A 22,461-nucleotide genomic window follows, 5' to 3' on the forward strand; every position below is an offset into this window, starting at 1 on the left:
CAGATTGCCAGCTGTGTTAAGGATGCAACCACTTAAATACGCTTGAATAGCCTATAACCATAATGACGAATATGAAAAAACTGAGAGCGATTGTTCTGATAGCTGTATTAGCGAGTGTCTCGGGTTGCGCGACAACCAATAAAGACCCGCTAGAAGGTGTCAACAGGGGAATTTACAAATTTAACGATGTGGCTGACCGCTATGCGATCAAGCCAGTGGCCAAAGCCTACAAAGCGGTTGCTCCTTCACCCGTGCGCACTGGCATCAGTAATTTTTTTAGTAACCTAGGCACATTGACCACCATCGTCAATGACTTGCTGCAGTTAAAATTTGCGCATGCGTTTACAGATGCAGGCCGTTTTGTCATCAACACAACTTTCGGTTTGGCCGGATTTATCGATGTTGCCAGCATGGACAAGATCGAGAAGCATCAAGAAGACTTTGGCCAAACGCTAGGTTATTGGGGGGTCGGTTCGGGCCCATATTTAGTGCTGCCGCTGATTGGGCCGAGTACGGTGCGAGATGCGAGTGGCTTGTTTGTTGATACCGTTACTTCAGATCCGATTACTTATCTACACAACACTGGTCAAATTCGTGCGCACAACCAAGTACGTGCAGTGCAGTTCCTAGACAAGCGTACGCAATTACTTGACGCCACGGACTTGGTGGACAACGCTTCCATCGATCCTTATGCCTTTATGCGTGATGCTTTCTTACAGCGTCGTGCCAGCATGATTCAAGATGGTTTAGTGCCCCAAGAGTTGTTGCAGGATGAGTTTGAACCGGCAGATGAAGACAAGCAGAATCGTACGGAGCAAACTCCGGCCACTGGGGATGCTTTATTGTTGCAGTCTGCAGCGCCGATTGAAGGCGATGAGCATGTTGGCAACTCCCCCTCACCAGCTGAGGTGGTAGAAGTCAATCAGCCAGCGCAACTTACTCCTGTTGCTGATGCGGTGACAGAAGTCGTCCCTGAGACATCTTTATTCACAACGCAGCCACAAGTAGATCCAGCGATCCACGAAGAGGGCCCAGTGGTCGATAATGATGCTGCTGCAGTGTTTGCTGGCGTGGATGACACCTTGCTTTCACTCGGTATTGCGACAGCAGCTCATTAAGCATTCAGTGTTGTTTAGCAAAAAAGGCTTTGCATTTGCAAAGCCTTTTTTTATGGGGGGTATACTAAAGCGTTTGTCAGAAACTTAGTCAGCGGATGCAATCGTCATGCGCTCAATCAAGATCGAGCCGGTGGATCGTGAACTGTGAGGAATGACATCGTTTCCAATGGCAATGATGCTTTTCAGCATGTCTTGCATATTGCCAGCGATGGTAATTTCTTCGACCGGATGAATGATTTCTCCGTTTTCAACCCAGTAACCCGCGGCACCCCTTGAGTAATCGCCGGTCACCATATTCATGCCATGCCCCAATAATTCTGTCACTAGCAAACCGGTGCCCATGGTTTGCAATAATTGGGGTAGGGTGTGGCCGGTAGAGCGGACCGCAATATTATGTGCGCCACCTGCATTGCCGGTAGATTGCATCCCTAGCTTGCGAGCAGAATAACTGCCAAGTAGGTAGCCTTGCAATACACCATTAGACACCAGTGAGCGTGCTTTACAAGCGACGCCTTCGCTATCAAATGCGCTGCTGGCGGCGCCTTTGAGAATAAATGGATTTTCTTCAATCTGTAAGAGCGGGCTAGCGATGGTTTTTCCAAGGCTATCCAGCAAAAAAGACGATTTTCGGTAAAGATTGCCGCCAGAAATAGCGCTGATTAGGGTGCCGATGAGCCCGCTGGCCAGCGGCGCTTCAAACAACACTGGATATTGCCCGGTCTTGATTGGGCGTGCCCCCAAGCGTTTGACGGTACGCGCACCCGCTGTTTCGCCAACTTGCTCGGGCGTTGCCAAATCTAGGGCGTCACGCGCACTGCTATACCAGTAATCTCGTTGCATTAATCCATTTGCCTCGGCAATTACCGAGCAACTGATGCTATGGCGCGAGCTGGGATAGCCCCCAACAAACCCATGGCTGTTGGCATAAGCAAAGGCACCACTCTGACTATAAATGCTGGCACCCTCACTGTTGCTAATGCGAGCATCTACCGCCAAAGCGGCCGCTTCACAACGTGTAGCCAGAGCGAGTGCGGCCTCCACATCGATGTCCCAAGGATGGTGCAATGACAAGTCGGGAAATTCCGTGGCCATCAGCGATGGCTCAGCCAAACCACAAAAGGTATCTTGCGCAGTATATTTGGCAATGTTGCACGCGGCTTCTACGGTATCTTTAAGTGCTTGCGGGCTCAGGTCTGAGCTGCTGGCGTAGCCTTTTCTCTGGCCAAAATACACCGTGACCGAGCAACCCTTGTCGCGGTTGTATTCAATATTTTCAGTTTCGCCATGTCTGACGGAGACATTCTGCCCAGTGCCGAAACTGACCTCAGCCTCTGCGCTACTGGCCCCAGATAGACGGGTCAGTTGAATGATATCCTGAGCGATTTGTTGTAGTTGATCCGATTGCATGCGTTGGTTGCTAGTTTTTTGCTTGGCTGTTAAAGCTGGTATCATACCGTGATTTCGCTGAGATTTATTTTTACTATGACATCCGAAAACCTTGATGATTCCCAACCCAGTAAAACACGCCTGAAAGCTGAGGCGGATGCGGCACAGGATATTGGTCGTAAACTGGTTGAATTACCCAAAGACAGGCTGAAAAAACTACAACTTGAAGAAGCCTTGATGGATGCGATTGCCGAGGCAAAACGGATTACCGCCAATGGTGCGATTCGTCGCCAAATGCAATATATCGGCCGGCTGATGCGCGAAACAGATTTGGCGCCCATTGTGGAGCAATTGCAAAAGTGGGATGGTAAGCATCAGGAGGAAAACGCCCGTTTTCATCAGATGGAGCGCTGGCGCACCCGTTTGCTGGAGGATGCAAAAGCCTTTGAGTTATTTATTAGCGAATTTCCACAGACTAACGTGCAACAAATGCGCACGCTGATTCGTAATGCACAAAAAGAGCTGGCTGCCAGTAAGCCGCCAAAAAGTAGCCGTGAGTTATTTAAAATGATTCGTGAAGTGATGGAGGGTGGGGTCGTTGATGATCTTGACTCACCAGACCCGGCGATGGATGCATAAGCCACGTCGTAACACGCTTAATCACAGGGGAGAGTTGTCATGCATCGCGAATTTGATTTAGAACTGGATCTCACTGGCTTGGACAGTCCCATGCCAATGCTGAAGACTAAAGAAGCACTTGACCAGCTACAAGTAGGGCAAGTTATTTTGGTTAAAACTACCGCCATTGGTAGTGAGCAAAATATTCGAAACCTCATTAATAACCAACCCGTAACATTACGTTCGTTCAACAAGCAAAATGGGGTGTTCCATTTTGTGATCGAGAAAGCGCCCGCGTTGACTGCATAATCCCGGCTTGTCTTGTCTAGTGATGCGGGGTTCCGCTATGCGCAGCATTGGTTGCGGTTTTGCTTGGCGGCAATAAAAATCGCCCTGGCTGCCGATACAACGCCGTGAATAATTCCAGCCAAAAGGCTTTCCAGTGCCGATATCGCACTTTTCTGGATTTCATCGCCACATAAATTGCTAGCCCGAAGCTGGTGACTAAGTTCATGGTCCCCACAAGCGCGATGCCTAAAATCGTTGTGCCGATGATGTAGTGACTGACCTGAAAATCTAGCGCAGGCAGGGCATAGCCTGAAAATGCCGCCACAAAGGTCACGTGGCGAATGTCGAGTGGCATACCTAACATCACCCCCAGTCCAGATGCAAACCCTAGCAGGCAACCAAAGTAAAAATTGCCGGCGAGCGCCCCCAGATTATGGCGAATGTATTCGGTGATGCGCCACAGCCTTTGCTTGCCAAACAGCGTTTGCAACCAACGCAAATGGCTAAGTCGCTCCGGAATTCTGTTATAAGCCGCCAAGTTGTCATGGTAGCCAGCAATCAGGCCCGATAAAAACAAACATACGCCAGCCACCGCGGCATACAGCACAGTCAGACTAATCAAAGGGTTATTGTTGTCGAGCAAGAAATGGGCTTTGTCTGCGCCAATAAAATGATGGCCCGTCATTTGCATGATGAGCCAGTCAATCAGAATCGCTACCGGAATGACCACCACCACATTACCCAGAATCGCAATCGTCTGACTGCTGGTGGTTTGCGCCACGATGTTGACCAGGTTGTGAATATTTTTTCGATCATGGCCATGGTCGTCAATGGAGGCGGCAATCGTGGCCGCAGTCATCGCAGGCTGCTTGGTTGCGACCGTAAAGTGCAGTAAATGAATGATCACAAAGCCGATCCCATAGTTGAGGCTGAATAGGATCGCCTCTGTTAACGGGGCGAGATGGTAGCCAGCGATGATAATTTTTATCATGGCCATCAAAGCGATGATCATGCCCGCACCCATGGCAGAGCCCATCAATTTGTAATACTCACCGCGATGTTGAGCAATGTAATGCTCGCCGGTGTGGCTAGCGTTTTCAGTCACGCGCAAGGCTAGCAATTCGGTATTTTGACGCCAGTAATCTGAAAGATTGTTTTTTTTGCACTCGGCATCGACTAGTTGTTTGAGCAGCCGCGTGATCGCCTGGCTGACATCGTGCTTGAGAATCAGCCCATGCAAAATGTCTACCAGTAATTGCATGCGTTGAATTTGCTGCAAGATTCGTTGCATGAGTGCTGTGAGTGAGATGCTGGTGCCTGTTTTGGCATTGGCTTTGCGAATCGCATGCGTCAGTTGCTCACAGCGCTTGAGGACCGCATACAGGTGTTGAACATCTTCGGCATGCACTGCACTCAAGGCCAAAAACTTTTGTATTTCGATGTTTTGCGTAATAAAAGGCGAGTCATTCGACTCTAGGTCTTCGTGTTGCAAAATCAGCTCTGGATCAAGGCCTGAGGCGGACAAACGGTACGAGAGCACTTGTAACGCGTCTTTGAGTTCTTGAATACAGTTTTGCTGCTGTTGCGGATGACCTTGCTCCATGGCGAGTGTGCGCATGAAGTCTTGCCAAACCGTTTCTGGCATACCACAAACCCAGTCTGTATCGCCGTTATCATGAAAAATTTGGCCAAACACATCTTTCAAGTATTTAGGATCAGGCACCTCGGGCAATAATTTGTGCGAGAGTCGGCGATAGATCTCGGTAAAAAAACCAAGGTCGGACTGAATGCCGTGGTCGGAATATAAAGAAATAATGCTTTTCTCATCGAGCAGTCTAAACAAACTGTTGCGTAACGATGCCGCATATTGCGGGTGCTGTTGTAGCAGAAAACACAGTGCTTGCAGGGCTTTGCTGGCACTCTCTATATCGGTGGACACCTTCGGCCGAATGTCGTCAAACAAAGCCTTGAGGAATGCAATATCGTCAATATCACTGGCAGCTTCCCGGGCCGCCTGATGATCGAAGGTGTGCTGAAACATGACAAAAACTTTCTGTGAAACTATTTATTGCAATAGAGTAGCACGCGCAGCCATTAAAGTTGCACGTCCAGCGTGAGTGGTTCCCCCTCACGCTCTAGTTGTAATTTAATACTTTTGCCACTGTACTTTCTGACTAAACTGGATAGTTTGGCGGCATCCTCCACTTTTTCGCGGTTGATACTGAGCAATTGATCGCCTCGTTGCACGCCGCCTTTTTCGGCAGCAGAGTCATGAATCACCGCGATCACCCGCACCCCTTGGCTCGCTACTGGCATGGCTTGTTTGTCATCGGCGGGGTCTGATTTTTGTGGCACCAATTTAATCACGTGTATGCCTAACAGCGGACGAGGAAGTTTTGCCCAGTAGGTGGCGTAGTAGCGATAATTGGCTGGCGCGGCTGCTACGTCTTTTTCGGTCAGCATTTGTCCCTTTTTCACGGCTTCTTTGATGACTTCCATTCGAGAGCTTGGCGAGGCGCCGCCCGCTTTTTTCATATAGACTAAAATACGATCTGCCTGAATATTGCGGCCATGGTCCAGTGCCTGCGTCGCGTCAATTTCACCTGCTTCAAAGCTGCTAAAACCCATCAGGTCATAGCCATCTTCCAGCATCTTGATTTTGTCTTCTTCACGGCGCGTGCCACTCAACAACGTTGGCTCAGGATTATTTTGCAAAGAATGTAAGTTACCCTGATTTTGCACTTGATAACTTGTACTGTAAGGGTTGTCTTCAGCCCGAATGTTTGGGCTGGCTGCCAGCAACAGTGACAGCGCGGCAACGCTGAACCAAGGAAACCAGCGCGCGACACTGGGAGAGGCGGATACGTTAGATGGGTAAAGCGGGTTCATTGAAATCTCCATGATCGAAACTATTTGTAATGTTATGATGTGTTGGTACATTAACACAGACGCAATTCACATAGACTAGGTTATGCAAGAACAATTCACGCGCATTGGATTAGTTTCGATCAGTGATCGTGCCTCACAGGGCGTATATGAAGATAAAGGCATTCCGACGCTCACAGATTGGCTAGCGCAAGCCATTGTCTCGCCCTATGAAATAGCTAGCCGATTAATTGCCGATGATCAGACAACGATTTCTGAGACCTTAAAGCAGCTGGTGGATGATGAAGGTTGCCATTTGGTGCTGACTACTGGCGGCACCGGCCCGGCATTAAGAGATGTGACCCCAGAAGCCACCTTGGCCGTCGCAGACCGTGAAATGCCCGGTTTTGGCGAACAAATGCGCCAGATCAGCCTTAGGTTTGTGCCGACGGCAATTTTGTCGCGTCAGGTGGCTGTGATCCGTAAACAATGCCTGATTATCAATTTGCCCGGCCAACCAAAATCTATCCAAGAAACGTTGGAAGGTCTCAAAGATAGCGCTGGCAATGCGATTGTGCCCGGGATATTTGCTGCGGTACCCTATTGCCTCGATCTGTTGGCCACCTGCGACCAGCCCATGCCTTACCTTGAAACGCAACCCAGCATCGTCAGCGCGTTTCGTCCCAAATCAGCCATTCGCAAATAAAATAGAGGTTGCATGCGTTCTCACATTGTTTCAAAACTCATTTTTATTGCCTGCTTTTCGTTGCTGACGTATTTATTGCTCATCGAGATGGCTCCCACGACGGATGGCTCCATCTACAAAGATAAAATTCAACATGTGATTGCCTTTGGCGGGGTCACTTTTTGGGGCTTGCTCGCCTTTCAACATCGGCCTAAATTCATTTTAATCGGTCTCGCCGTGTTTGGTGCGTTGATGGAGGTGCTACAAGGCTTGGTCACGACGACGCGCCAACCTAGTGTGTATGACTGGTGGGCAGATGTCGTGGGGATTTTATTGGCCTGGGCAGTTGCGCGAGTCTGGCTGCGCTGGTGGAACCGTCGCCGTGGCTGAGTTTGCGCTCATTGAAAAATATTTCACGCGTCCGACGCAGGCTGATTTAGGTGTCGGCGATGACGCGGCACTGGTTCGGGTGCGCCCCGGTTATCAATTGGCCGTCTCGGCAGATATGTCGGTGGCAGGCACGCATTTTTTTGCCGATATCGACCCATTTGCTGTTGGCTGGAAGTCCATGGCGGTTAATGTCAGTGATATGGCCGCCATGGGTGCTGAGCCGAAATGGGCAACCTTGTCGATTGCCTTGCCCGAAGCCAATGATGCTTGGTTAACCGGTTTTAGTCAGGGCCTATTTGCTTGTACAGAGCAGTTTGGCGTGTCGTTAATTGGTGGGGATACCACGCGTGGGCCATTAAATATCGCCATTAATATTTTAGGCGAAGTGCCGCAAGGGCAAGCCCTTCAGCGCAATGGCGCGCAGCCGGGAGACGATATTTGGGTGAGCGGGGTGCTCGGCAAGGCTGCATTGTGGCTGCAATATCGCTTAGGCAAGCAGGATCTACATGAAATGGAGGCGAGCATGTTGGCTAAAGCCATGCATCATCCCCAACCGCGAGTCGCTCTCGGGGTGGCTTTGCGTGGCATTGCCAGCGCTGCGCTCGATCTATCAGACGGCTTACTGGCCGATTTGTCTCATATACTTGAAGCGTCCAAGGTTGGGGCAACACTGGACTGGCTGGCGATCCCCAAACCGCAATTACAGCATTCACGCGTGAGTGCGTCTATGATGCAGGGGGCGGTACTGACAGGGGGCGATGATTATGAGCTTTGTTTCACGGCCTCCCCCAAGCATTACGCACAATTAGTTGCGCTCTCAGTCCAGCTCGATGTACCTTTAACGCGGATTGGTCAAATCACGGCGGCTGCGGGGCTGCATGTGTTCGCAGGCCAGAATCGGCTCGAATGGTCAAACAAAGGCTATACACATTTTGGCTAATCTTAATCAAACAAGACAGCAACCCAGTTGGCGCCTGTTGTGCGCGCATCCGTTGCATTGTTTAAGTTTTGGACTCGGCACCGGCTTGTCACCCAAGGCCCCTGGTACGGTTGGCACCTTATTAGGGTTTCCCCTCTATTGGCTGCTCATGACATTGCCTCTCGCACAACAGTGGCTGGGGATCGTACTACTGTTTTTGCTGGGTATCTGGTGTTGCGAAGTGACCGGACGCGCGTTGGGCGTGAGTGATCATGGTGCAATCGTTTGGGACGAGGTCGTCGCCATGGCGGCTGTGTTAATCACCGTCCCGCTGAGTTGGGGCTGGTGGTTGGCCGCTTTTGTCTGTTTCCGTTTGTTTGACATTTGGAAGCCTTTTCCCATCCGCTGGGTTGATCAGCATGTCAAAGGCGGCATGGGTGTGATGCTGGATGATGCGTTGGCAGCCTTACTGGCAGTGCTTATATTGCAATTGGCGCAACGAGTGACGTAATGCAAACGATGATTGAATTGAGTGCAATATTGGGTGAGGCGCTTGCGGCAAAGGGCTGGCAATTGGCACTGGCGGAATCCTGCACTGGTGGTATGGTGGCGCAAGTCGTCACCGCTGTTGCGGGCAGTTCCGTGTGGTTTGATCGTGGTTTTGTTACCTACAGTAACGCTGCTAAAACAGACATGCTAGGGGTGCAAGCCGATTTGATTGCAACTTACGGCGCCGTCAGTGAGCCGGTCGCTCATGCAATGGCGCATGGCGCATTGCAATATAGCCTTGCGCAAATCAGTGGCGCCATTACAGGCATTGCAGGCCCCGCGGGCGGCTCACCCGACAAGCCTGTGGGGACAGTTTGTTTTGCTTGGGCAATCCGCCATGAGGTTCAAGGCATTCATGTGGTTGCAGAGACGATGTATTTTCAAGGGGATCGAACTAACATACGCGAGCAAGCCGCCAGTCATTTGCTGGCGGGCTTGCTGCGATTGTCAACATCATAAGCGCATTAAATCAGTGGTGGTGATGGTCGTGCCCATGTCCGTGGCCGCGACCATGACCCCAGCCACCGCCCTGATAATTGTGCGGCCCGTAGTTGTAGCCGCCGTAGCCACCACTGCCATACGAAAACTGGATGAACCCTGGCGTTGGTTGCGGATAAGCCACTGCTGGCACACCATAAAAGTTGCTTTGCGGATGGCGGTAAACAACCACTGGCGGGGGTGCGTAGTATACCGGTGGCGGCGCGTAATAAGCGGGTGGATAGGGATTCCCGACCACGACACCAACCGACCAATTATCTTGTGCTTGCGCCGTGATTGCGGCAGCGCTAACCAGTGCAAACGTCAATAAATTTTTAACCATATTCATAAATTCTCCTCACAAGGAAAACAAATCAATGCTCCCTGAGTCAATAACGCTTGGAGCATGTTGCGGTTGACAGGTGCAAAGCGAAAATCACCTTGCCGAATTCATGGCTTCGCCATTTCACTGATGGTCGATTTATGAAATAATTAGAAGTTATTGTTTGAATTATATAGCGTTTGTATCCACAACGCATTTTACTGCTAATAGAAAGCAACCTCCATGGATGACAACAAAAGCAAAGCACTCGCCGCCGCACTCTCTCAAATTGAAAAGCAGTTCGGTAAAGGCTCTATTATGCGCATGGGCGATGCTGATATCGGCGAAGACCTGCAGGTGGTTTCTACCGGCTCATTGGGGCTAGATATCGCACTGGGGGTAGGCGGCCTGCCACGTGGCCGTGTGGTTGAAATTTACGGCCCAGAATCTTCCGGTAAAACAACACTGACCTTGTCTGCGATTGCCCAGATGCAAAAATTGGGTGGGGTAGCGGCATTTATCGATGCTGAACATGCACTTGATCCGCAATATGCGGCTAAATTAGGCGTCAATGTGCCAGAGTTACTCATTTCACAGCCAGATACCGGTGAACAGGCCTTGGAAATTGCCGATATGCTGGTGCGCTCAGGTTCGGTCGATATCGTGGTTGTTGACTCGGTTGCTGCGCTGACGCCGCGTGCCGAAATTGAAGGTGAAATGGGCGACAGTCACATGGGCTTGCAGGCGCGTTTGATGTCACAGGCCCTGCGTAAGTTGACGGGTAATATTAAGCGGACCAACACGTTGGTGATTTTCATTAACCAAATTCGGATGAAAATTGGCGTGATGTTCGGCAATCCGGAAACCACGACGGGTGGTAACGCGCTTAAATTTTACGCTTCAGTGCGTCTAGACATCCGTCGGACGGGCGCGATCAAAAAGGGCGATGAAGTGATCGGCTCTGAGACCAAGGTAAAAGTGATTAAGAATAAAGTTGCGCCGCCATTTAAGCAGGCTGAGTTCGATATTATGTACGGTGAAGGTATTTCACGCTTGGGCGAGATTATTGAGTTGGGCACTAACCTCAAGCTGGTTGAAAAAGCCGGCGCTTGGTACAGCTACAATGGCGAGAAAATCGGTCAGGGCAAAGAGAACGCAAAAGAATTTTTGCGTGAGAACCCAGCCATCGCCGCCGAGATCGAAGCGAAAATTCGCGATAATTCTAACGTGCTTGCAGATGGCATGGCCGCGGCCAGAACCGAGGATGATTAATTCAATTGCGGCCAACGCCAGAAAAGTCGTTAAGGCAGCGGGCGCTTGAATATTTAAGCAAGCGAGAGTACGCCGCTGCAGAGTTGGCACAAAAGCTCAAAGCCTATGCGACTGAGGATGACGATGTTTCAGCGTTAATTGCAGACTTTAAAACGCGCGGCTGGCTGAGCGATGCACGTTATAGCGAGCAAATGGTGCATGCACGTCAAGCAAAGTTTGGTGCGAATCGAGTCGCACAAGAATTGCGTGAAAAGGGTGTCGATGACACCTTGATTGCAGAAGCAGTCGCAGGATTGCAACAGAGTGAACGTGAACGCGCCGGTGAAGTCTGGCGCAAAAAGTTTAGCACCGCCCCGGCAACGCGCGAGGCATGGGCAAAACAGGCCCGTTTCTTGCAGAGCCGGGGCTTTACGTTTGAAGTGATTAAACAAATTTTGAATAGACACGCAGAAGATGACAGTTAAGTACGGGCAACAACCTTCCAGTAAGCAAATCCGCCAAGCCTTTTTGGATTTCTTTGCTTCCAAAGGCCATCAAGTCGTCGCCTCCAGTTCACTGGTGCCGCATGGGGATCCCACCCTGCTGTTCACCAACGCGGGGATGAACCAGTTTAAAGACGTTTTTTTAGGCTTTGATAAGCGCGCCTATACGCGCGCGGCCAGTGCGCAAAAATGTGTGCGTGCCGGAGGCAAGCACAATGATCTGGAAAATGTTGGCTACACCGCCCGCCATCACACCTTTTTTGAGATGTTGGGCAATTTCAGCTTCGGTGACTATTTTAAGCGCGATGCGATTACATTCGCCTGGGAGTTGCTGACGGAGGTTTATGCCCTGCCAAAAGAGCGCCTAATGGTCACCGTCTATGCCGAAGATGATGAGGCTTACGATATCTGGCACCAAGAAGTTGGTGTGCCGGCAGATAAGATTGTGCGTATCGGCGATAACAAAGGCGCGCGTTACGCCTCAGATAACTTCTGGATGATGGGGGATACCGGCCCCTGCGGCCCTTGTACTGAAATTTTTTATGACCATGGTGCGCACATTCCCGGTGGCCCGCCCGGCAGCCCAGATGAGGATGGAGATCGCTTCATCGAAATCTGGAATAACGTATTTATGCAGTTTAACCGCGACGAGGCGGGGGTGATGCATCCATTGCCAAAACCTTCTGTCGATACAGGCATGGGCTTGGAGCGGATTGCGGCGGTGTTGCAAGGCGTGCATGCCAACTATGAAATTGATTTGTTTCAAGCATTAATCAAAGCAGCGGCCCGCGAGACCAATACGGCTGATCTTAATAGCCCGTCTTTGAAAGTGTTGGCTGACCATATTCGTGCCTGCTCCTTTTTGATCGCCGACGGCGTGATTCCCGGCAATGAAGGCCGTGGCTATGTGTTGCGTCGGATCATCCGCCGTGCAATTCGCCATGGGTATAAATTAGGCAGCCGTAGTGCGTTCTTTCATCAGTTGGTGCAAGACTTAGTCGCAGAAATGGGCGAGGCCTACAGTGAGTTGGTGAGCCATCAGGCAAGGATCACCGAGATTCTCAAACAAGAAGAAGACCGTTTCTTTGAAACGATTGAAAATGGCATGCAAATTTTGGAGGCTGAGTTAGCCACCAAGCCCGCCATTTTCAATGGCGATTTAGCCTTTAAATTGCATGACACCTTTGGCTTTCCACTCGATTTAACCGCGGATATTTGTCGCGAACGGGGTATCACCGTCGACACGGCTGGCTTCGATGCTGCGATGGCGCGACAAAAAGATCAAGCGCGAGCAGCCGGCAAATTTAAAATGGCGACCAATTTGGAATATGACGGTCAGGCCACCACTTTCCATGGTTACGACAAACTAGACACTCCCGCCAAAGTATTGGCTTTGTATAAAGATGGTAGCGCAGTCAACCTTTTGAATGAGGGCGACATGGGCGTGGTGGTGTTAGACGAAACGCCTTTTTATGCAGAGTCGGGCGGTCAGATTGGCGATAGCGGTGAGCTTAAATCAGCCAATGGCATTTTTGCCGTAGAAGACACGCAAAAAATTCAGGCTGCGGTGTTTGGTCATCATGGCGTACTCAAAACCGGCACCTTGTCCGTGGGCGATGGGTTGACCGCGAAGGTAAATCTGCAAGCGCGTGCCAATACCATGCGCAATCACTCCGCTACGCATTTAATGCACAAAGCCTTGCGTGAAGTGCTGGGCGAACACGTGCAGCAAAAAGGTAGCTTGGTCGATACCGAAAAAACCCGTTTTGACTTTGTGCATAATGCGCCGATGACCGATGCAGAGGTTGCTAAAGTAGAGGCATTGGTGAATGCCGAGATATTGGCCAACGTTGCCACACAAGCGCGGGTGATGGATATCGAATCCGCACAAAAAACCGGTGCCATGATGTTGTTTGGTGAAAAGTATGGTGATGAAGTGCGTGTGTTAGACATCGGCTCCTCACGCGAATTATGCGGCGGGACCCACGTGAGCCGTACCGGCGATATTGGTCTGTTCAAAATCACCGGCGAAAGTGGCGTCGCGGCAGGGGTGCGCCGTGTAGAGGCCACCACTGGCGAGGGTGCTCTCAAGCTTGTGCAAGTGCAACAAGCATTGTTGAACCAGTTGGCAACAGAATTAAAGGCGCCGGCACAAGAATTGCCAGCCAAAATGGGACAAGTGATGGATCACGTCAAGTCGCTCGAAAAAGAGCTGGCACGCTTGAAATCCAAACTGGCCTCGTCGCAAGGTGACGACCTCGCCGCGCAAGCACAGGAGATTCACGGCGTTAAAGTGCTGGCAGCAGCGCTGGATGGTGCCGACGCCAACACCCTGCGTGAGACCATGGATAAACTCAAGGATAAACTCAAATCTGCCGTCATTGTCTTGGCGAGTATTGCTGATGGTAAAGTCACGCTGGCGGCAGGCGTGACTGCCGACTTAACAGCCAAAGTGAAGGCAGGTGAGTTGGTGAATCACGTTGCCGGGCAGGTGGGCGGTAAAGGCGGTGGTAAACCAGACATGGCAATGGCTGGCGGCACCGAGCCTGCACATTTGCCGCAGGCACTGGCCAGTGTTCAGACTTGGGTCACTACAAAATTAAATTAATTCAATTGTTTAACAGAGCGAAATAATGGCATTAATCGTACAGAAATACGGCGGAACTTCCGTCGCAAATCCGGAGCGCATCCGTAACGTCGCGCGTCGTGTCGCCCGCTACAAGGCTTTGGGCCATCAGGTTGTGGTCGTCGTGTCGGCCATGTCGGGGGAAACCAATCGGTTGATTTCACTCGCAAAAGAAATTATGCCGGATCCAGATCCACGTGAATTGGATGTCATGGTGTCAACGGGAGAGCAAGTGACCATCGGCATGACCGCACTCGCACTGATGGAGTTGGGCATCAAGGCAAAAAGTTATACCGGCGCCCAAGTCAAAATCCTGACAGACAATGCTTTTAGCAAGGCGCGTATTTTAGATATTGATCAGCATCACTTGAAAAAAGACCTTGATGACGGTTATGTCTGCGTGGTTGCTGGCTTTCAAGGCGTTGATGAACATGGCAACATTACAACTTTAGGCCGTGGTGGTTCAGATACCACTGGCGTGGCATTGGCCGCTGCCTTGAATGCGGATGAATGTCAGATTTATACGGATGTGGATGGCGTGTATACCACCGACCCGCGTGTGGTCCCCGAAGCGCGGCGCTTGGATCGGATTACCTTTGAAGAGATGCTCGAATTGGCATCGCAAGGCTCCAAAGTGTTACAGATCCGCTCGGTCGAGTTTGCCGGTAAATACAAAGTCAAATTGCGTGTATTGTCCAGTTTTGAAGAAGAAGGGGATGGCACGCTGATTACATTCGAAGAAAATGAGGAAAACATGGAAGAACCCATTATCTCTGGTATCGCTTTTAACCGCGATGAAGCAAAAATTACGGTGACCGGTGTGCCCGATAAGCCAGGCATCGCCTATCAAATCCTTGGGCCGGTCGCTGATGCCAATATTGATGTTGATATGATCATCCAGAACGTAGGCGCAGACGGCACCACAGACTTCACTTTTACCGTGCACAAAAATGAAATGAACAAAACATTGGCCCTGTTACGCGATAAAGTGCAAGGGCATATTCAGGCGCGTGAAATCGGTGGCGACGATAAAATTGCCAAAGTATCTGTTGTTGGCGTGGGTATGCGCTCACATGTCGGCATCGCCAGCCAGATGTTCCGTACATTGGCAGAAGAGGGCATTAATATTCAAATGATCTCTACCAGCGAAATTAAAATTGCTGTGGTGATAGAAGAAAAATACATGGAACTTGCCGTACGTGTATTGCATAAAGCTTTTGGCCTTGAGAATGCATAATCGCAATTAACCCCCGCACAAAGAAATCAAAACATTCTTTTTTTTTGCGTTGATTTTTGAAGGGTTTTCACGTAGTATGGCGCCCTTCGATGCAGTAGCAATACTGCAAAGAAAAGCAGCATAAGCTGTGTTGGTTTGATTAAAACTGAATAGTTTTAATAGGTGAGCTGGCCGAGTGGTCGAAGGCACTTCCCTGCTAAGGAAGCATATGGGCTTAAACCTGTATCGAGGGTTCGAATCCCTCGCTCACCGCCACAAAGCTTAAATTTGTGTTATAATGCTGTTTTTGTTGCATAGCAGCAAACCTTGGCGCCCGTAGCTCAGTTGGATAGAGTATTTGGCTACGAACCAAAGGGTCGGGCGTTCGAATCGCTCCGGGCGCGCCAAAAATAAAAAGCCTTGTTTCTTCGGAAGCAAGGCTTTTTTCTTTGTTGGTGTAGCAGGCCCTCACCGTTGTCTAGCAGATTGTAGCCATTGCTGCAGGATGTAAGCGTTTTGCATGCTTCAGGCAGCGCTGAGCGTAGCGAGAGGTATGTCAGGTATGGTATGCTTTAACTTTGCTTTTTCATTGGTGTTTCAGTGTCTTTAAGTGCTTGTTTGGCGCGGATTACAGGCGATATGCAGCAGGTGGATGCCGTTATTCGCCAGTCGTTGTCATCTCAAGTTCCGCTGATTAATCAAATTTCGGAATACATCATCCATAGTGGCGGGAAGCGCTTGCGCCCAGCGCTTGTCTTGATGGCTGGCGACTTAGCCGGCAGTGTTTCTCCGGCACATCATGCGCTGGCCTCCATCATTGAGTTCATTCATACCGCGACGTTACTGCATGACGATGTCGTCGATGCCTCAGATCTGCGACGCGGAAAATCGACAGCTAACCATGTTTACGGTAATCCTGCCAGCGTGTTGGTTGGTGATTTTTTGTACTCACGTGCTTTTCAGATGATGGTGAAGCTGCAAAATATGCGTGTGATGGAAATTTTGGCCGATGCGACCAACGTGATCTCTGAGGGCGAGGTGTTGCAGCTGCTGAATGTGCGCAATATCGGCGTCAGCGAGCAAGATTATTTGCAAGTGATTCATTTTAAAACGGCCAAACTGTTCGAGGCGGCGACGCGTCTAGGCGCAGTCCAATGTCAAGCCGATGCATCACAGGAAGCCGGCTTAGCAACGTATGGCATGCATCTGGGCACTGCGTTTCAGTTGATTGACGATGTGCTGGACTTGACTGGCGACAGTGACAAGATCGGTAAGACACTAGGCAATGATTTGGCCGAAGGTAAGGTCACGTTGCCGATGTTGTATGCAATTCAGCAAGCCCCGGCCGCGCAAGCAGACTTGGTGAAGCAAGCCTTACTTGAGGGACAAGTAACGCAGTTAGATGCTGTGCTGGAAATTTTGCATGCAGTGAAGGCATTTGATTATGTGCGCGCGGTAGCGCAAAAAGAAGCGCAGTTGGCTTGTGAGGCGTTATCTGTGTTTGGTCAAACCCCCGCCAAACAAGCGCTACTCGATTTAGCGCAATTCTCAGTCCGTCGACAGCAATAAGCAAACAGCCCACCAAAAGGTAGGCTGTTTTAAAAACATTGCAGATGCAATATCGATGTCATACCCAACAAATAATCATCACACAATCCATCGCCAGTAGATCAGTGATTAGTTAAGCGCAATTGGCTCACCGCTGACATGGTAATAACTGAGGCGGGCACAATCGTTGGTGGCGTGCGTGAGCGCACCATCAAATAGTGATTCTCCATCCACATCCACGACGGCGTAGCCATTGTGATAGAGCGTCACCTCTGCTTGCAGCGCTTTTTCTGTCGGCTGGGCAAGTTTGTGCAGCCGGTGCCCATGGGAAGATCGCATCGCGAAACTGATGCAATTGTCTTCCTCCTCTTCACTGTAGACCTCCCAGTGCGCTTGTCCGGTCAGTTTGGTGAGCCAACCTGGTAAGTCCACCTCTACTCGGCAAATAACAGGCTCATCCCAGGCAGGATGCTCGACTTGATTGAGTTCAATTTCAGTCGGCGGCGTAAATTTGATTTGATCAGACATAGGCAACTTCCTTCACTAGATAACGGATACGAAGTCACTCGGCTGGAGTGCTGTTCCCATCTTACACATAAATGGTGACAGGCAAGTGGTTTTCAAGACTGGGAAAGCGGCTTTTAAACAGGTTTTGCCGACTTTTAGCCTTGCTTACTTGCATTAACGATGCGATCATTCAGCAACCTTAACTCTGTTATCGGCATCATGTCAGAAATCCTTGAACCTGTTTTAAGTTTATTGCAGACCCAGCCACATTTTTTGCAAGCAGTTTGTTTGGGCATCGGCTTGATCGTAGGCAGCTTTCTCAATGTGGTGATACACCGTCTACCCAAAATGATGGAGCGTGAATGGCAAGCGAGCTGTCTTGATTTACAGGGGGAGTCTGCACCGGCGCAACCTAAATATAATTTAGTGGTGCCGCGCTCAGCTTGTCCGCACTGTGGACATCAAATTACCGCATTCGAAAACATTCCTGTCATTAGTTATCTCTTGTTACGCGGTCGTTGCAAAGCATGCAAAAGTGGGATTTCGCTACGCTATCCGCTGGTGGAGTTGTTAACCGGTGGCTTAGCATTTTCGGTTGCCGTGCAATATGGCTACAGCGTATTAACGCTGTGCGCATTGGTATTTGTGTTTGCCTTGGTCGCTCTCACTTTTATTGATTTTGACACCCAGTTATTACCCGACGATATCACCCTGCCGTTACTATGGTTAGGGCTGTTGGTGAATATTAAATATGGCTTTACCGACCTCAATTCTGCAGTGATTGGTGCCATGGCTGGTTATCTGGTGTTATGGACGGTGTACTGGTTGTTCAAGCTGGTGACGGGTAAAGAGGGCATGGGCTATGGCGATTTTAAACTGTTGGCTGCCATCGGTGCCTGGTTTGGTTGGCAATTGCTACCTGCAGTGATTTTGCTGAGTTCGGTGGTGGGCAGTGTGATCGGCATCGGCTTGATTCTACTCAAGGGCAAAACTAGACAGACAGCGATTCCATTTGGCCCCTTTCTTGCGCTCGGCGGCATTGCTGCTCTGTTTTATGGGCAAGCGTTAGCTGCCTATTATCTAGTGCCGTAAGGGACGTATCATGCGTAAAGTGGTTGCCGTGACTGGTGGTATCGGCAGTGGAAAATCCGAGGTCTGTCAAATATTCACTACATTGGGGGTGCCGGTGGTGGATTTAGATCAGATTGCGCATGACATGAGCGCGCCGGGTAGTCCTGCCATGCAAGCAGTCAAAGAAAAATTTGGTGCAAGTATGTTTAATGTCGATGGTCAATTAAACCGTGCCAGACTGCGCGAACTGGTCTTTGCTGAACCTGATGCGCTTGAACAACTCAACCAGATCATGCATCCGGCGATCCGCGTTGAGGCGATCCGTCAAATCGGCCAATATGCCGATCCCTATGTCGTGTTGGCGATTCCTCTGCTGGTCGAAAGCCGTGAGGATTGGCGCATGATTGATCATGTATTGGTGGTCGATTGTGATGCGCAAACGCAGCTTGAGCGCCTCATGCAGCGCAGCCAATTATCAGAGGGCATGGCACAAGCGATGATCGCTGCCCAAAGTGACCGAGAGGCCCGTTTATCGATTGCCGATTCAGTGATTGAGAATGATCAGACGCTCGATAAATTAGCGCAAAAAGTGCAAGAGTTTCATAAAAATTTCTCTAAGACTTGCCAGTGAGTGAAAAGGGTTTCATAATCAGGCTTTTATTGCATACTTTTCAAGTATCAGCTGACAGAAAAGGCTGCCGTGTCGAGCTACGAATTTCCATTTAACGAGCGCATCCGGACCTATCTTCGACTCGAAGATTTGTTCGTGAAAATGCTGCATCACATCGAGATTGGTCATGAAATCAGTCATCATGTGGCGCTGATTTCTATGCTACAAATCCTCGATCTCATTGATCGTGGTGATTTGAAGGTAGATCTGCTGCAAGAGCTAGACAGGCACAAAGTGCAATTGTCTTTTCTGCAAAACAATCCCAATATCGATCAACAGGCGCTGGGCAGCACATTAGCCAGCCTTGAGCGTTGCGCGACTGCGTTACGCTCAGACCATCAAAAACTTGGTCAATCATTGCGTGAAAATGACTGGTTAATGAGTGTCAAGCAACGCACCAGTATTCCTGGAGGGGTCTGTGAGTTTGATTTGCCCTCTTATCGGCATTGGTTATATTTAGGCGAAGCGCGCCGCAAAGATGATTTTGGCAACTGGCTTGCTCGTCTAATGCCGATGTACGAATCCATACGCTTAATTCTGCAGCTATTGCGCGGTAGTGGCCAAGTATTGCCCCTCGTGGCGCATCACGGTGCTTACCAGCAGCAATTGTCCGGCCATAAGCCCGCGCAACTATTACGCATTGAAATAGAGCACGATGAGTGTTTTCCTGAAGTCAGTGCCAATAAATATGCGATTAATATTCGGTTTCAAAAATTGGATTTTGTACAGCGGCCCAAAGGCTGTGAGCAAGATATTCCATTCAAGATGATTATTTGTAACTTTACCGGAGCTGGGCACAATTGACGCAAGCTGCAGTCAAAGTCCGCAAGGTGGCTTGTCCCTCATGCGGCGAAACGACCGAATATTCCCCGACCAATGCCTTTAGGCCATTTTGTAGTCAGCGCTGCAAATTAGTAGATCTAGGCGACTGGGCAACAGAAAAGTTTCGGATTCCTGACCACACGCCGCCTGATTTGCCAGAGTCAGAATAACTTACCTGCAGGATGATCGCTTATGCCAAAAATTGCGCGCATAGTTTGTTTTTTGATTGCTCTAAGTTGCATCGGTTGGCTTGGGGTCGCTCAAGCAGAGGTGACCCTCACGGAAGCTTGGGTCCGCGCCTCTAATCCGGGCCAGTCTGTGGGTGCGGCTTATTTGACTTTACGCAGCGCGCAAGCGGTCACGCTGGTCTACGTTGAAACCGAGCGCGCGGGTGCGGTGGAGATGCATAGTATGACCATGCAAAATGGGGTCATGAAAATGCGCAGTCTGGAAGAACTGGCGATCCCCGCCAATAAACCAGTGACATTGGCCCCAGGCGGATTGCACCTGATGCTATTTGAGCTCGCGTCCCCGTTCAAAGTGGGGGAGCAAGTCAAATTCAGGCTTTGTTTCAAAGACCAGCAAGGCAAGATTGCAGAGCAGTTTATTACCATGCCGGTGAAAACTGCCCCCTAAGCGGTCAACAGGGCGCCTCAGCGCTGGCCCTGTGTGTATCGAGCGAAGGTCGCAAGATACAATTGTTCTGCTTCAGCCCTCGCCCAAGGCGTGCGTCGCAAAAACTTCAAACTCGACTTCACTGATGGGTCAGTTTTGAAACAGTTGATGTTGACCTTTTGCGCCAGTTGATCCCAGCCGTAATGTGCGACTAATTGTTCAACAATGTGCGCGAGCGTTAACCCATGCAGCGGATTGTTTAATTGTTGGGTGTGCATATATTTAATCCACTTTAATTCTGTTCATCAACGGCCATACAGACAAATCACATGCGGCAATCGCCTGATCGGCTAGAAAAGCCATCCATGCAATAATCGCCCCGGCATTAAGGCAAAGCCTCCTGCAATTAACAGTCCTCCTACATAAACCCCAATCAGATGGGCTTTATGACTAGCCAAGTGACCTCGCCGAATGGCAAGGTAGCTGGCTGGTACTGAATACAACACCAACAAACAAAATAAATGAATAAAACCAAAATGGCCCATCAAGGTTGGGCCAATTTGTGCAGGCATCCACAATGCGATGATGGCGGTCACCAACATCAGGCCCATGAAATACTTGCCAATCAGCCTGTGCTGTATGCTGCCTTTTCTCTGCAATAACTGCAAAGTCCCCAATATAAACGCGAGTAAAGCTGTCGCAAGATGCAGGTATGCTAACTGTAAATATGACATTGTGTGGCTTTTTTCAAAATAAGGCGTTTCCCCCAATCGATGCCGAAAAGCTAAGAACCTCTGAGGATTGGCCACCAGTTTATTCAAGTGTGACAACTACAAAAAGTCGCCTACTAAGGCAGTTTAAATTAAATTTCCCTGCGCTCACCACAGAGCATAACCCAGCCTGCCAGATTTAGTAGTATTTTTAATCTTACAAAATAGATTGCCCTTAAATTGGCTTGATTCAAGAAACATAAGGTCGTTGAATCTCTTGCGCTGCAATAAAGGCGCTGCGGAACGAGATCGGGTCGGAGATGCCAGGAATCGAGGCTTGCGGATTGCCAGCGCCTGCAATGACTAGCGTGCCAAAGTTAAACAATCTACCGAAGATGCTTTGGCTGACTTCCACTGTTTCGACGTTGTTGATATTGAGTTCTATTGTTTGGCGGCGTATGAAACCGAATGTTGCAATGACGCGTTTATTGGTAAATGCAAGCTCTGTGGTTTTGTATTGCATGTAAGCGTTGATCCAAAATACTAGACCCACGCCAACGGTGATAAATATCAAGCCCAAGATGATGAGCGGCACCAGTGACCACACACTGACATGCGCACGATAGATGATATGTTCCTCTTGACTGGGCGCGCCTTCAATTAAGCGAGTCATGATATGTTTCTCTGTTTTAATAATGTGGCTTTAACATTGCCACTGTTTGCCCGTTGTTCACTTACGCTGAGGACACGGGTCGCGCACTTGGCGCCCACTTAGGGTAAAACCACAATGGCAGGCCACACATAGCTACTGCCACCTTGCAACACTCTGATTTTGTAATTGCCTGGCCCGTTGGTGTATGGCACGCTTTTGGTTTTTTGGCCGGCGTTATTGCAATTGCCGTTGCCAGAACCTAGTGAACTCCAACTCGGTCCGGAGCCTTGTAATTTAATCTCTAGGCTGGTGGGGCCGTTACCAACGTTGCAATAGCCTGTCACATGAATCATGCCGCTCGAGGTCGTGGTCGGTGCCGTGACACTGATGTTGGTGATGCTGAGTGCGGCCTGACTGGTGTTCATGGTCAGTAGCCCAATCATAGTCAGTCCAATAATGAATGAAGTGTTTGTCAGTTTCATGGTGTCTCTCAGTCGTTTGCGTTGATGAATGCGTGATCATTGATACATTTAAATGAATGTTTTTTGCTAATTTATTAACAATAATTAACAATTATTAAATGTTAAGTCGAAACAGACTTATCGTCAACCATCAATGTCATGCGTATGGCGACTGGTCTGCTTGAGAGTGGC

Annotated in this window: 27 protein-coding genes and 2 tRNA genes; 20 read left to right on the forward strand and 9 right to left on the reverse strand. The window is 49.7% G+C overall.

Annotation, left to right across the window (positions count from 1 at the left end):
* The first annotated feature begins 71 nt into the window (after positions 1-71).
* Complete coding sequence (locus FIT99_RS03700) at positions 72-1,118, forward strand: MlaA family lipoprotein (RefSeq protein WP_140003063.1); 1,047 nt, start codon at positions 72-74, stop codon at positions 1,116-1,118.
* 84 nt (positions 1,119-1,202) lie between these two features.
* On the opposite strand, the gene pmbA is transcribed toward FIT99_RS03700, so the two are convergent.
* The gene (pmbA, locus tag FIT99_RS03705; RefSeq protein ID WP_189524807.1) at positions 1,203-2,525 is read right to left on the reverse strand and encodes a metalloprotease PmbA; all 1,323 of its coding nucleotides are present in this window, start codon (positions 2,523-2,525) and stop codon (positions 1,203-1,205) included.
* A 75-nt stretch (positions 2,526-2,600) separates the two neighbouring features.
* Between pmbA and yjgA the strand changes: the two genes are divergently transcribed.
* Positions 2,601-3,143 carry a ribosome biogenesis factor YjgA gene (gene yjgA / locus FIT99_RS03710; RefSeq protein ID WP_140003065.1) on the forward strand — a complete coding sequence of 181 codons (543 nt, stop codon included), beginning with the start codon at positions 2,601-2,603 and terminating at the stop codon, positions 3,141-3,143.
* Between the two features lie 39 nt (positions 3,144-3,182).
* Complete coding sequence (locus tag FIT99_RS03715; RefSeq protein WP_140003066.1) at positions 3,183-3,431, forward strand: sulfurtransferase TusA family protein; 249 nt, start codon at positions 3,183-3,185, stop codon at positions 3,429-3,431.
* Between the two features lie 16 nt (positions 3,432-3,447).
* On the opposite strand, the gene FIT99_RS03720 is transcribed toward FIT99_RS03715, so the two are convergent.
* Both FIT99_RS03720 and FIT99_RS03725 read right to left on the reverse strand, forming a co-directional pair.
* Entirely contained in the window at positions 3,448-5,451 is a 2,004-nt protein-coding gene (locus FIT99_RS03720; RefSeq protein WP_140003067.1) for a site-specific recombinase, read from the reverse strand.
* Positions 5,452-5,504: 53 nt separating this feature from the next.
* On the reverse strand, positions 5,505-6,299 hold the full coding sequence (locus FIT99_RS03725; protein WP_223261269.1) for a PDZ domain-containing protein: 795 nt from the start codon (positions 6,297-6,299) through the stop codon (positions 5,505-5,507).
* A gap of 82 nt (positions 6,300-6,381) precedes the next feature.
* On the opposite strand from FIT99_RS03725, the gene mog reads away from it, so the two are divergent.
* Genes mog through FIT99_RS03750 form a run of 5 tightly spaced genes read left to right on the forward strand, consistent with a single transcriptional unit; the run spans position 6,382 to position 9,277 of the window.
* Positions 6,382-6,981 carry a molybdopterin adenylyltransferase gene (gene mog / locus FIT99_RS03730; protein WP_140003068.1) on the forward strand — a complete coding sequence of 200 codons (600 nt, stop codon included), beginning with the start codon at positions 6,382-6,384 and terminating at the stop codon, positions 6,979-6,981.
* 12 nt (positions 6,982-6,993) lie between these two features.
* Complete coding sequence (locus FIT99_RS03735) at positions 6,994-7,350, forward strand: VanZ family protein (RefSeq protein WP_140003069.1); 357 nt, start codon at positions 6,994-6,996, stop codon at positions 7,348-7,350.
* Positions 7,343-8,290, forward strand: coding sequence for a thiamine-phosphate kinase (gene thiL / locus FIT99_RS03740; protein WP_140004628.1), 948 nt, complete (start codon positions 7,343-7,345; stop codon positions 8,288-8,290). The genes FIT99_RS03735 and thiL overlap by 8 nt, the downstream gene beginning before the upstream one ends.
* The gene (locus tag FIT99_RS03745) at positions 8,274-8,780 is read left to right on the forward strand and encodes a phosphatidylglycerophosphatase A (RefSeq protein ID WP_396652223.1); all 507 of its coding nucleotides are present in this window, start codon (positions 8,274-8,276) and stop codon (positions 8,778-8,780) included. The genes thiL and FIT99_RS03745 overlap by 17 nt, the downstream gene beginning before the upstream one ends.
* Positions 8,780-9,277 (forward strand): CinA family protein, encoded by a 498-nt coding sequence (locus FIT99_RS03750; protein WP_140003071.1) that lies wholly within the window; start codon positions 8,780-8,782, stop codon positions 9,275-9,277. The genes FIT99_RS03745 and FIT99_RS03750 overlap by 1 nt, the downstream gene beginning before the upstream one ends.
* 10 nt (positions 9,278-9,287) lie before the next feature.
* Here FIT99_RS03750 and FIT99_RS03755 read toward each other — a convergent pair whose 3' ends face one another.
* Positions 9,288-9,644, reverse strand: coding sequence for a hypothetical protein (locus tag FIT99_RS03755; protein WP_140003072.1), 357 nt, complete (start codon positions 9,642-9,644; stop codon positions 9,288-9,290).
* Positions 9,645-9,860: 216 nt separating this feature from the next.
* Here FIT99_RS03755 and recA point away from each other — a divergent pair, with 216 nt between their 5' ends.
* The 7 genes from recA (at position 9,861) to FIT99_RS03790 (ending at position 16,782) form a co-directional block, all read left to right on the forward strand.
* Complete coding sequence (recA, locus tag FIT99_RS03760) at positions 9,861-10,889, forward strand: recombinase RecA (protein WP_140003073.1); 1,029 nt, start codon at positions 9,861-9,863, stop codon at positions 10,887-10,889.
* A 5-nt stretch (positions 10,890-10,894) separates the two neighbouring features.
* Positions 10,895-11,353 carry a recombination regulator RecX gene (gene recX, locus FIT99_RS03765; protein ID WP_140003074.1) on the forward strand — a complete coding sequence of 153 codons (459 nt, stop codon included), beginning with the start codon at positions 10,895-10,897 and terminating at the stop codon, positions 11,351-11,353.
* Positions 11,343-13,979: an alanine--tRNA ligase gene (gene alaS / locus FIT99_RS03770; RefSeq protein ID WP_140003075.1), complete on the forward strand. Its 2,637-nt coding sequence runs from the start codon at positions 11,343-11,345 to the stop codon at positions 13,977-13,979. The genes recX and alaS overlap by 11 nt, the downstream gene beginning before the upstream one ends.
* A 25-nt stretch (positions 13,980-14,004) precedes the next feature.
* Positions 14,005-15,234: an aspartate kinase gene (locus FIT99_RS03775; protein WP_140003076.1), complete on the forward strand. Its 1,230-nt coding sequence runs from the start codon at positions 14,005-14,007 to the stop codon at positions 15,232-15,234.
* A 161-nt stretch (positions 15,235-15,395) separates the two neighbouring features.
* Positions 15,396-15,489, forward strand: a tRNA-Ser gene (locus FIT99_RS03780).
* A 54-nt stretch (positions 15,490-15,543) separates the two neighbouring features.
* Positions 15,544-15,620: transfer RNA gene (locus tag FIT99_RS03785), tRNA-Arg, on the forward strand.
* Between the two features lie 232 nt (positions 15,621-15,852).
* The gene (locus FIT99_RS03790; RefSeq protein ID WP_140004629.1) at positions 15,853-16,782 is read left to right on the forward strand and encodes a polyprenyl synthetase family protein; all 930 of its coding nucleotides are present in this window, start codon (positions 15,853-15,855) and stop codon (positions 16,780-16,782) included.
* Between the two features lie 108 nt (positions 16,783-16,890).
* Here FIT99_RS03790 and FIT99_RS03795 read toward each other — a convergent pair whose 3' ends face one another.
* Entirely contained in the window at positions 16,891-17,289 is a 399-nt protein-coding gene (locus FIT99_RS03795) for a hypothetical protein (RefSeq protein ID WP_140003077.1), read from the reverse strand.
* Between the two features lie 198 nt (positions 17,290-17,487).
* Between FIT99_RS03795 and FIT99_RS03800 the strand changes: the two genes are divergently transcribed.
* The 5 genes from FIT99_RS03800 (at position 17,488) to FIT99_RS03820 (ending at position 20,467) form a co-directional block, all read left to right on the forward strand.
* Positions 17,488-18,360: a prepilin peptidase gene (locus FIT99_RS03800; RefSeq protein WP_189524781.1), complete on the forward strand. Its 873-nt coding sequence runs from the start codon at positions 17,488-17,490 to the stop codon at positions 18,358-18,360.
* A gap of 10 nt (positions 18,361-18,370) precedes the next feature.
* Entirely contained in the window at positions 18,371-18,970 is a 600-nt protein-coding gene (gene coaE, locus FIT99_RS03805; RefSeq protein WP_140003078.1) for a dephospho-CoA kinase, read from the forward strand.
* Between the two features lie 69 nt (positions 18,971-19,039).
* Positions 19,040-19,813: a cell division protein ZapD gene (gene zapD / locus FIT99_RS03810; protein ID WP_140003079.1), complete on the forward strand. Its 774-nt coding sequence runs from the start codon at positions 19,040-19,042 to the stop codon at positions 19,811-19,813.
* Entirely contained in the window at positions 19,810-20,001 is a 192-nt protein-coding gene (locus tag FIT99_RS03815) for a DNA gyrase inhibitor YacG (RefSeq protein WP_140003080.1), read from the forward strand. The genes zapD and FIT99_RS03815 overlap by 4 nt, the downstream gene beginning before the upstream one ends.
* 52 nt (positions 20,002-20,053) lie before the next feature.
* Entirely contained in the window at positions 20,054-20,467 is a 414-nt protein-coding gene (locus FIT99_RS03820; protein WP_223261271.1) for a copper chaperone PCu(A)C, read from the forward strand.
* A 17-nt stretch (positions 20,468-20,484) separates the two neighbouring features.
* Here FIT99_RS03820 and FIT99_RS03825 read toward each other — a convergent pair whose 3' ends face one another.
* From FIT99_RS03825 to FIT99_RS03840, 4 genes are all read right to left on the reverse strand, one after another.
* Positions 20,485-20,724 carry a VF530 family protein gene (locus FIT99_RS03825; protein ID WP_140003082.1) on the reverse strand — a complete coding sequence of 80 codons (240 nt, stop codon included), beginning with the start codon at positions 20,722-20,724 and terminating at the stop codon, positions 20,485-20,487.
* 72 nt (positions 20,725-20,796) lie between these two features.
* Positions 20,797-21,267: a DUF2306 domain-containing protein gene (locus tag FIT99_RS03830; protein ID WP_223261272.1), complete on the reverse strand. Its 471-nt coding sequence runs from the start codon at positions 21,265-21,267 to the stop codon at positions 20,797-20,799.
* Between the two features lie 139 nt (positions 21,268-21,406).
* Positions 21,407-21,829, reverse strand: a complete 423-nt coding sequence (locus FIT99_RS03835; RefSeq protein WP_140003083.1) for a PH domain-containing protein — start codon at positions 21,827-21,829, stop codon at positions 21,407-21,409.
* A 98-nt stretch (positions 21,830-21,927) separates the two neighbouring features.
* A complete protein-coding gene (locus FIT99_RS03840; protein WP_140003084.1) occupies positions 21,928-22,290 on the reverse strand; it encodes a hypothetical protein in 363 nt (120 codons plus the stop codon).
* Positions 22,291-22,461 lie beyond the last annotated feature (171 nt).

The organism is Methylophilus medardicus (assembly GCF_006363955.1).
GTDB lineage: Bacteria > Pseudomonadota > Gammaproteobacteria > Burkholderiales > Methylophilaceae > Methylophilus > Methylophilus medardensis.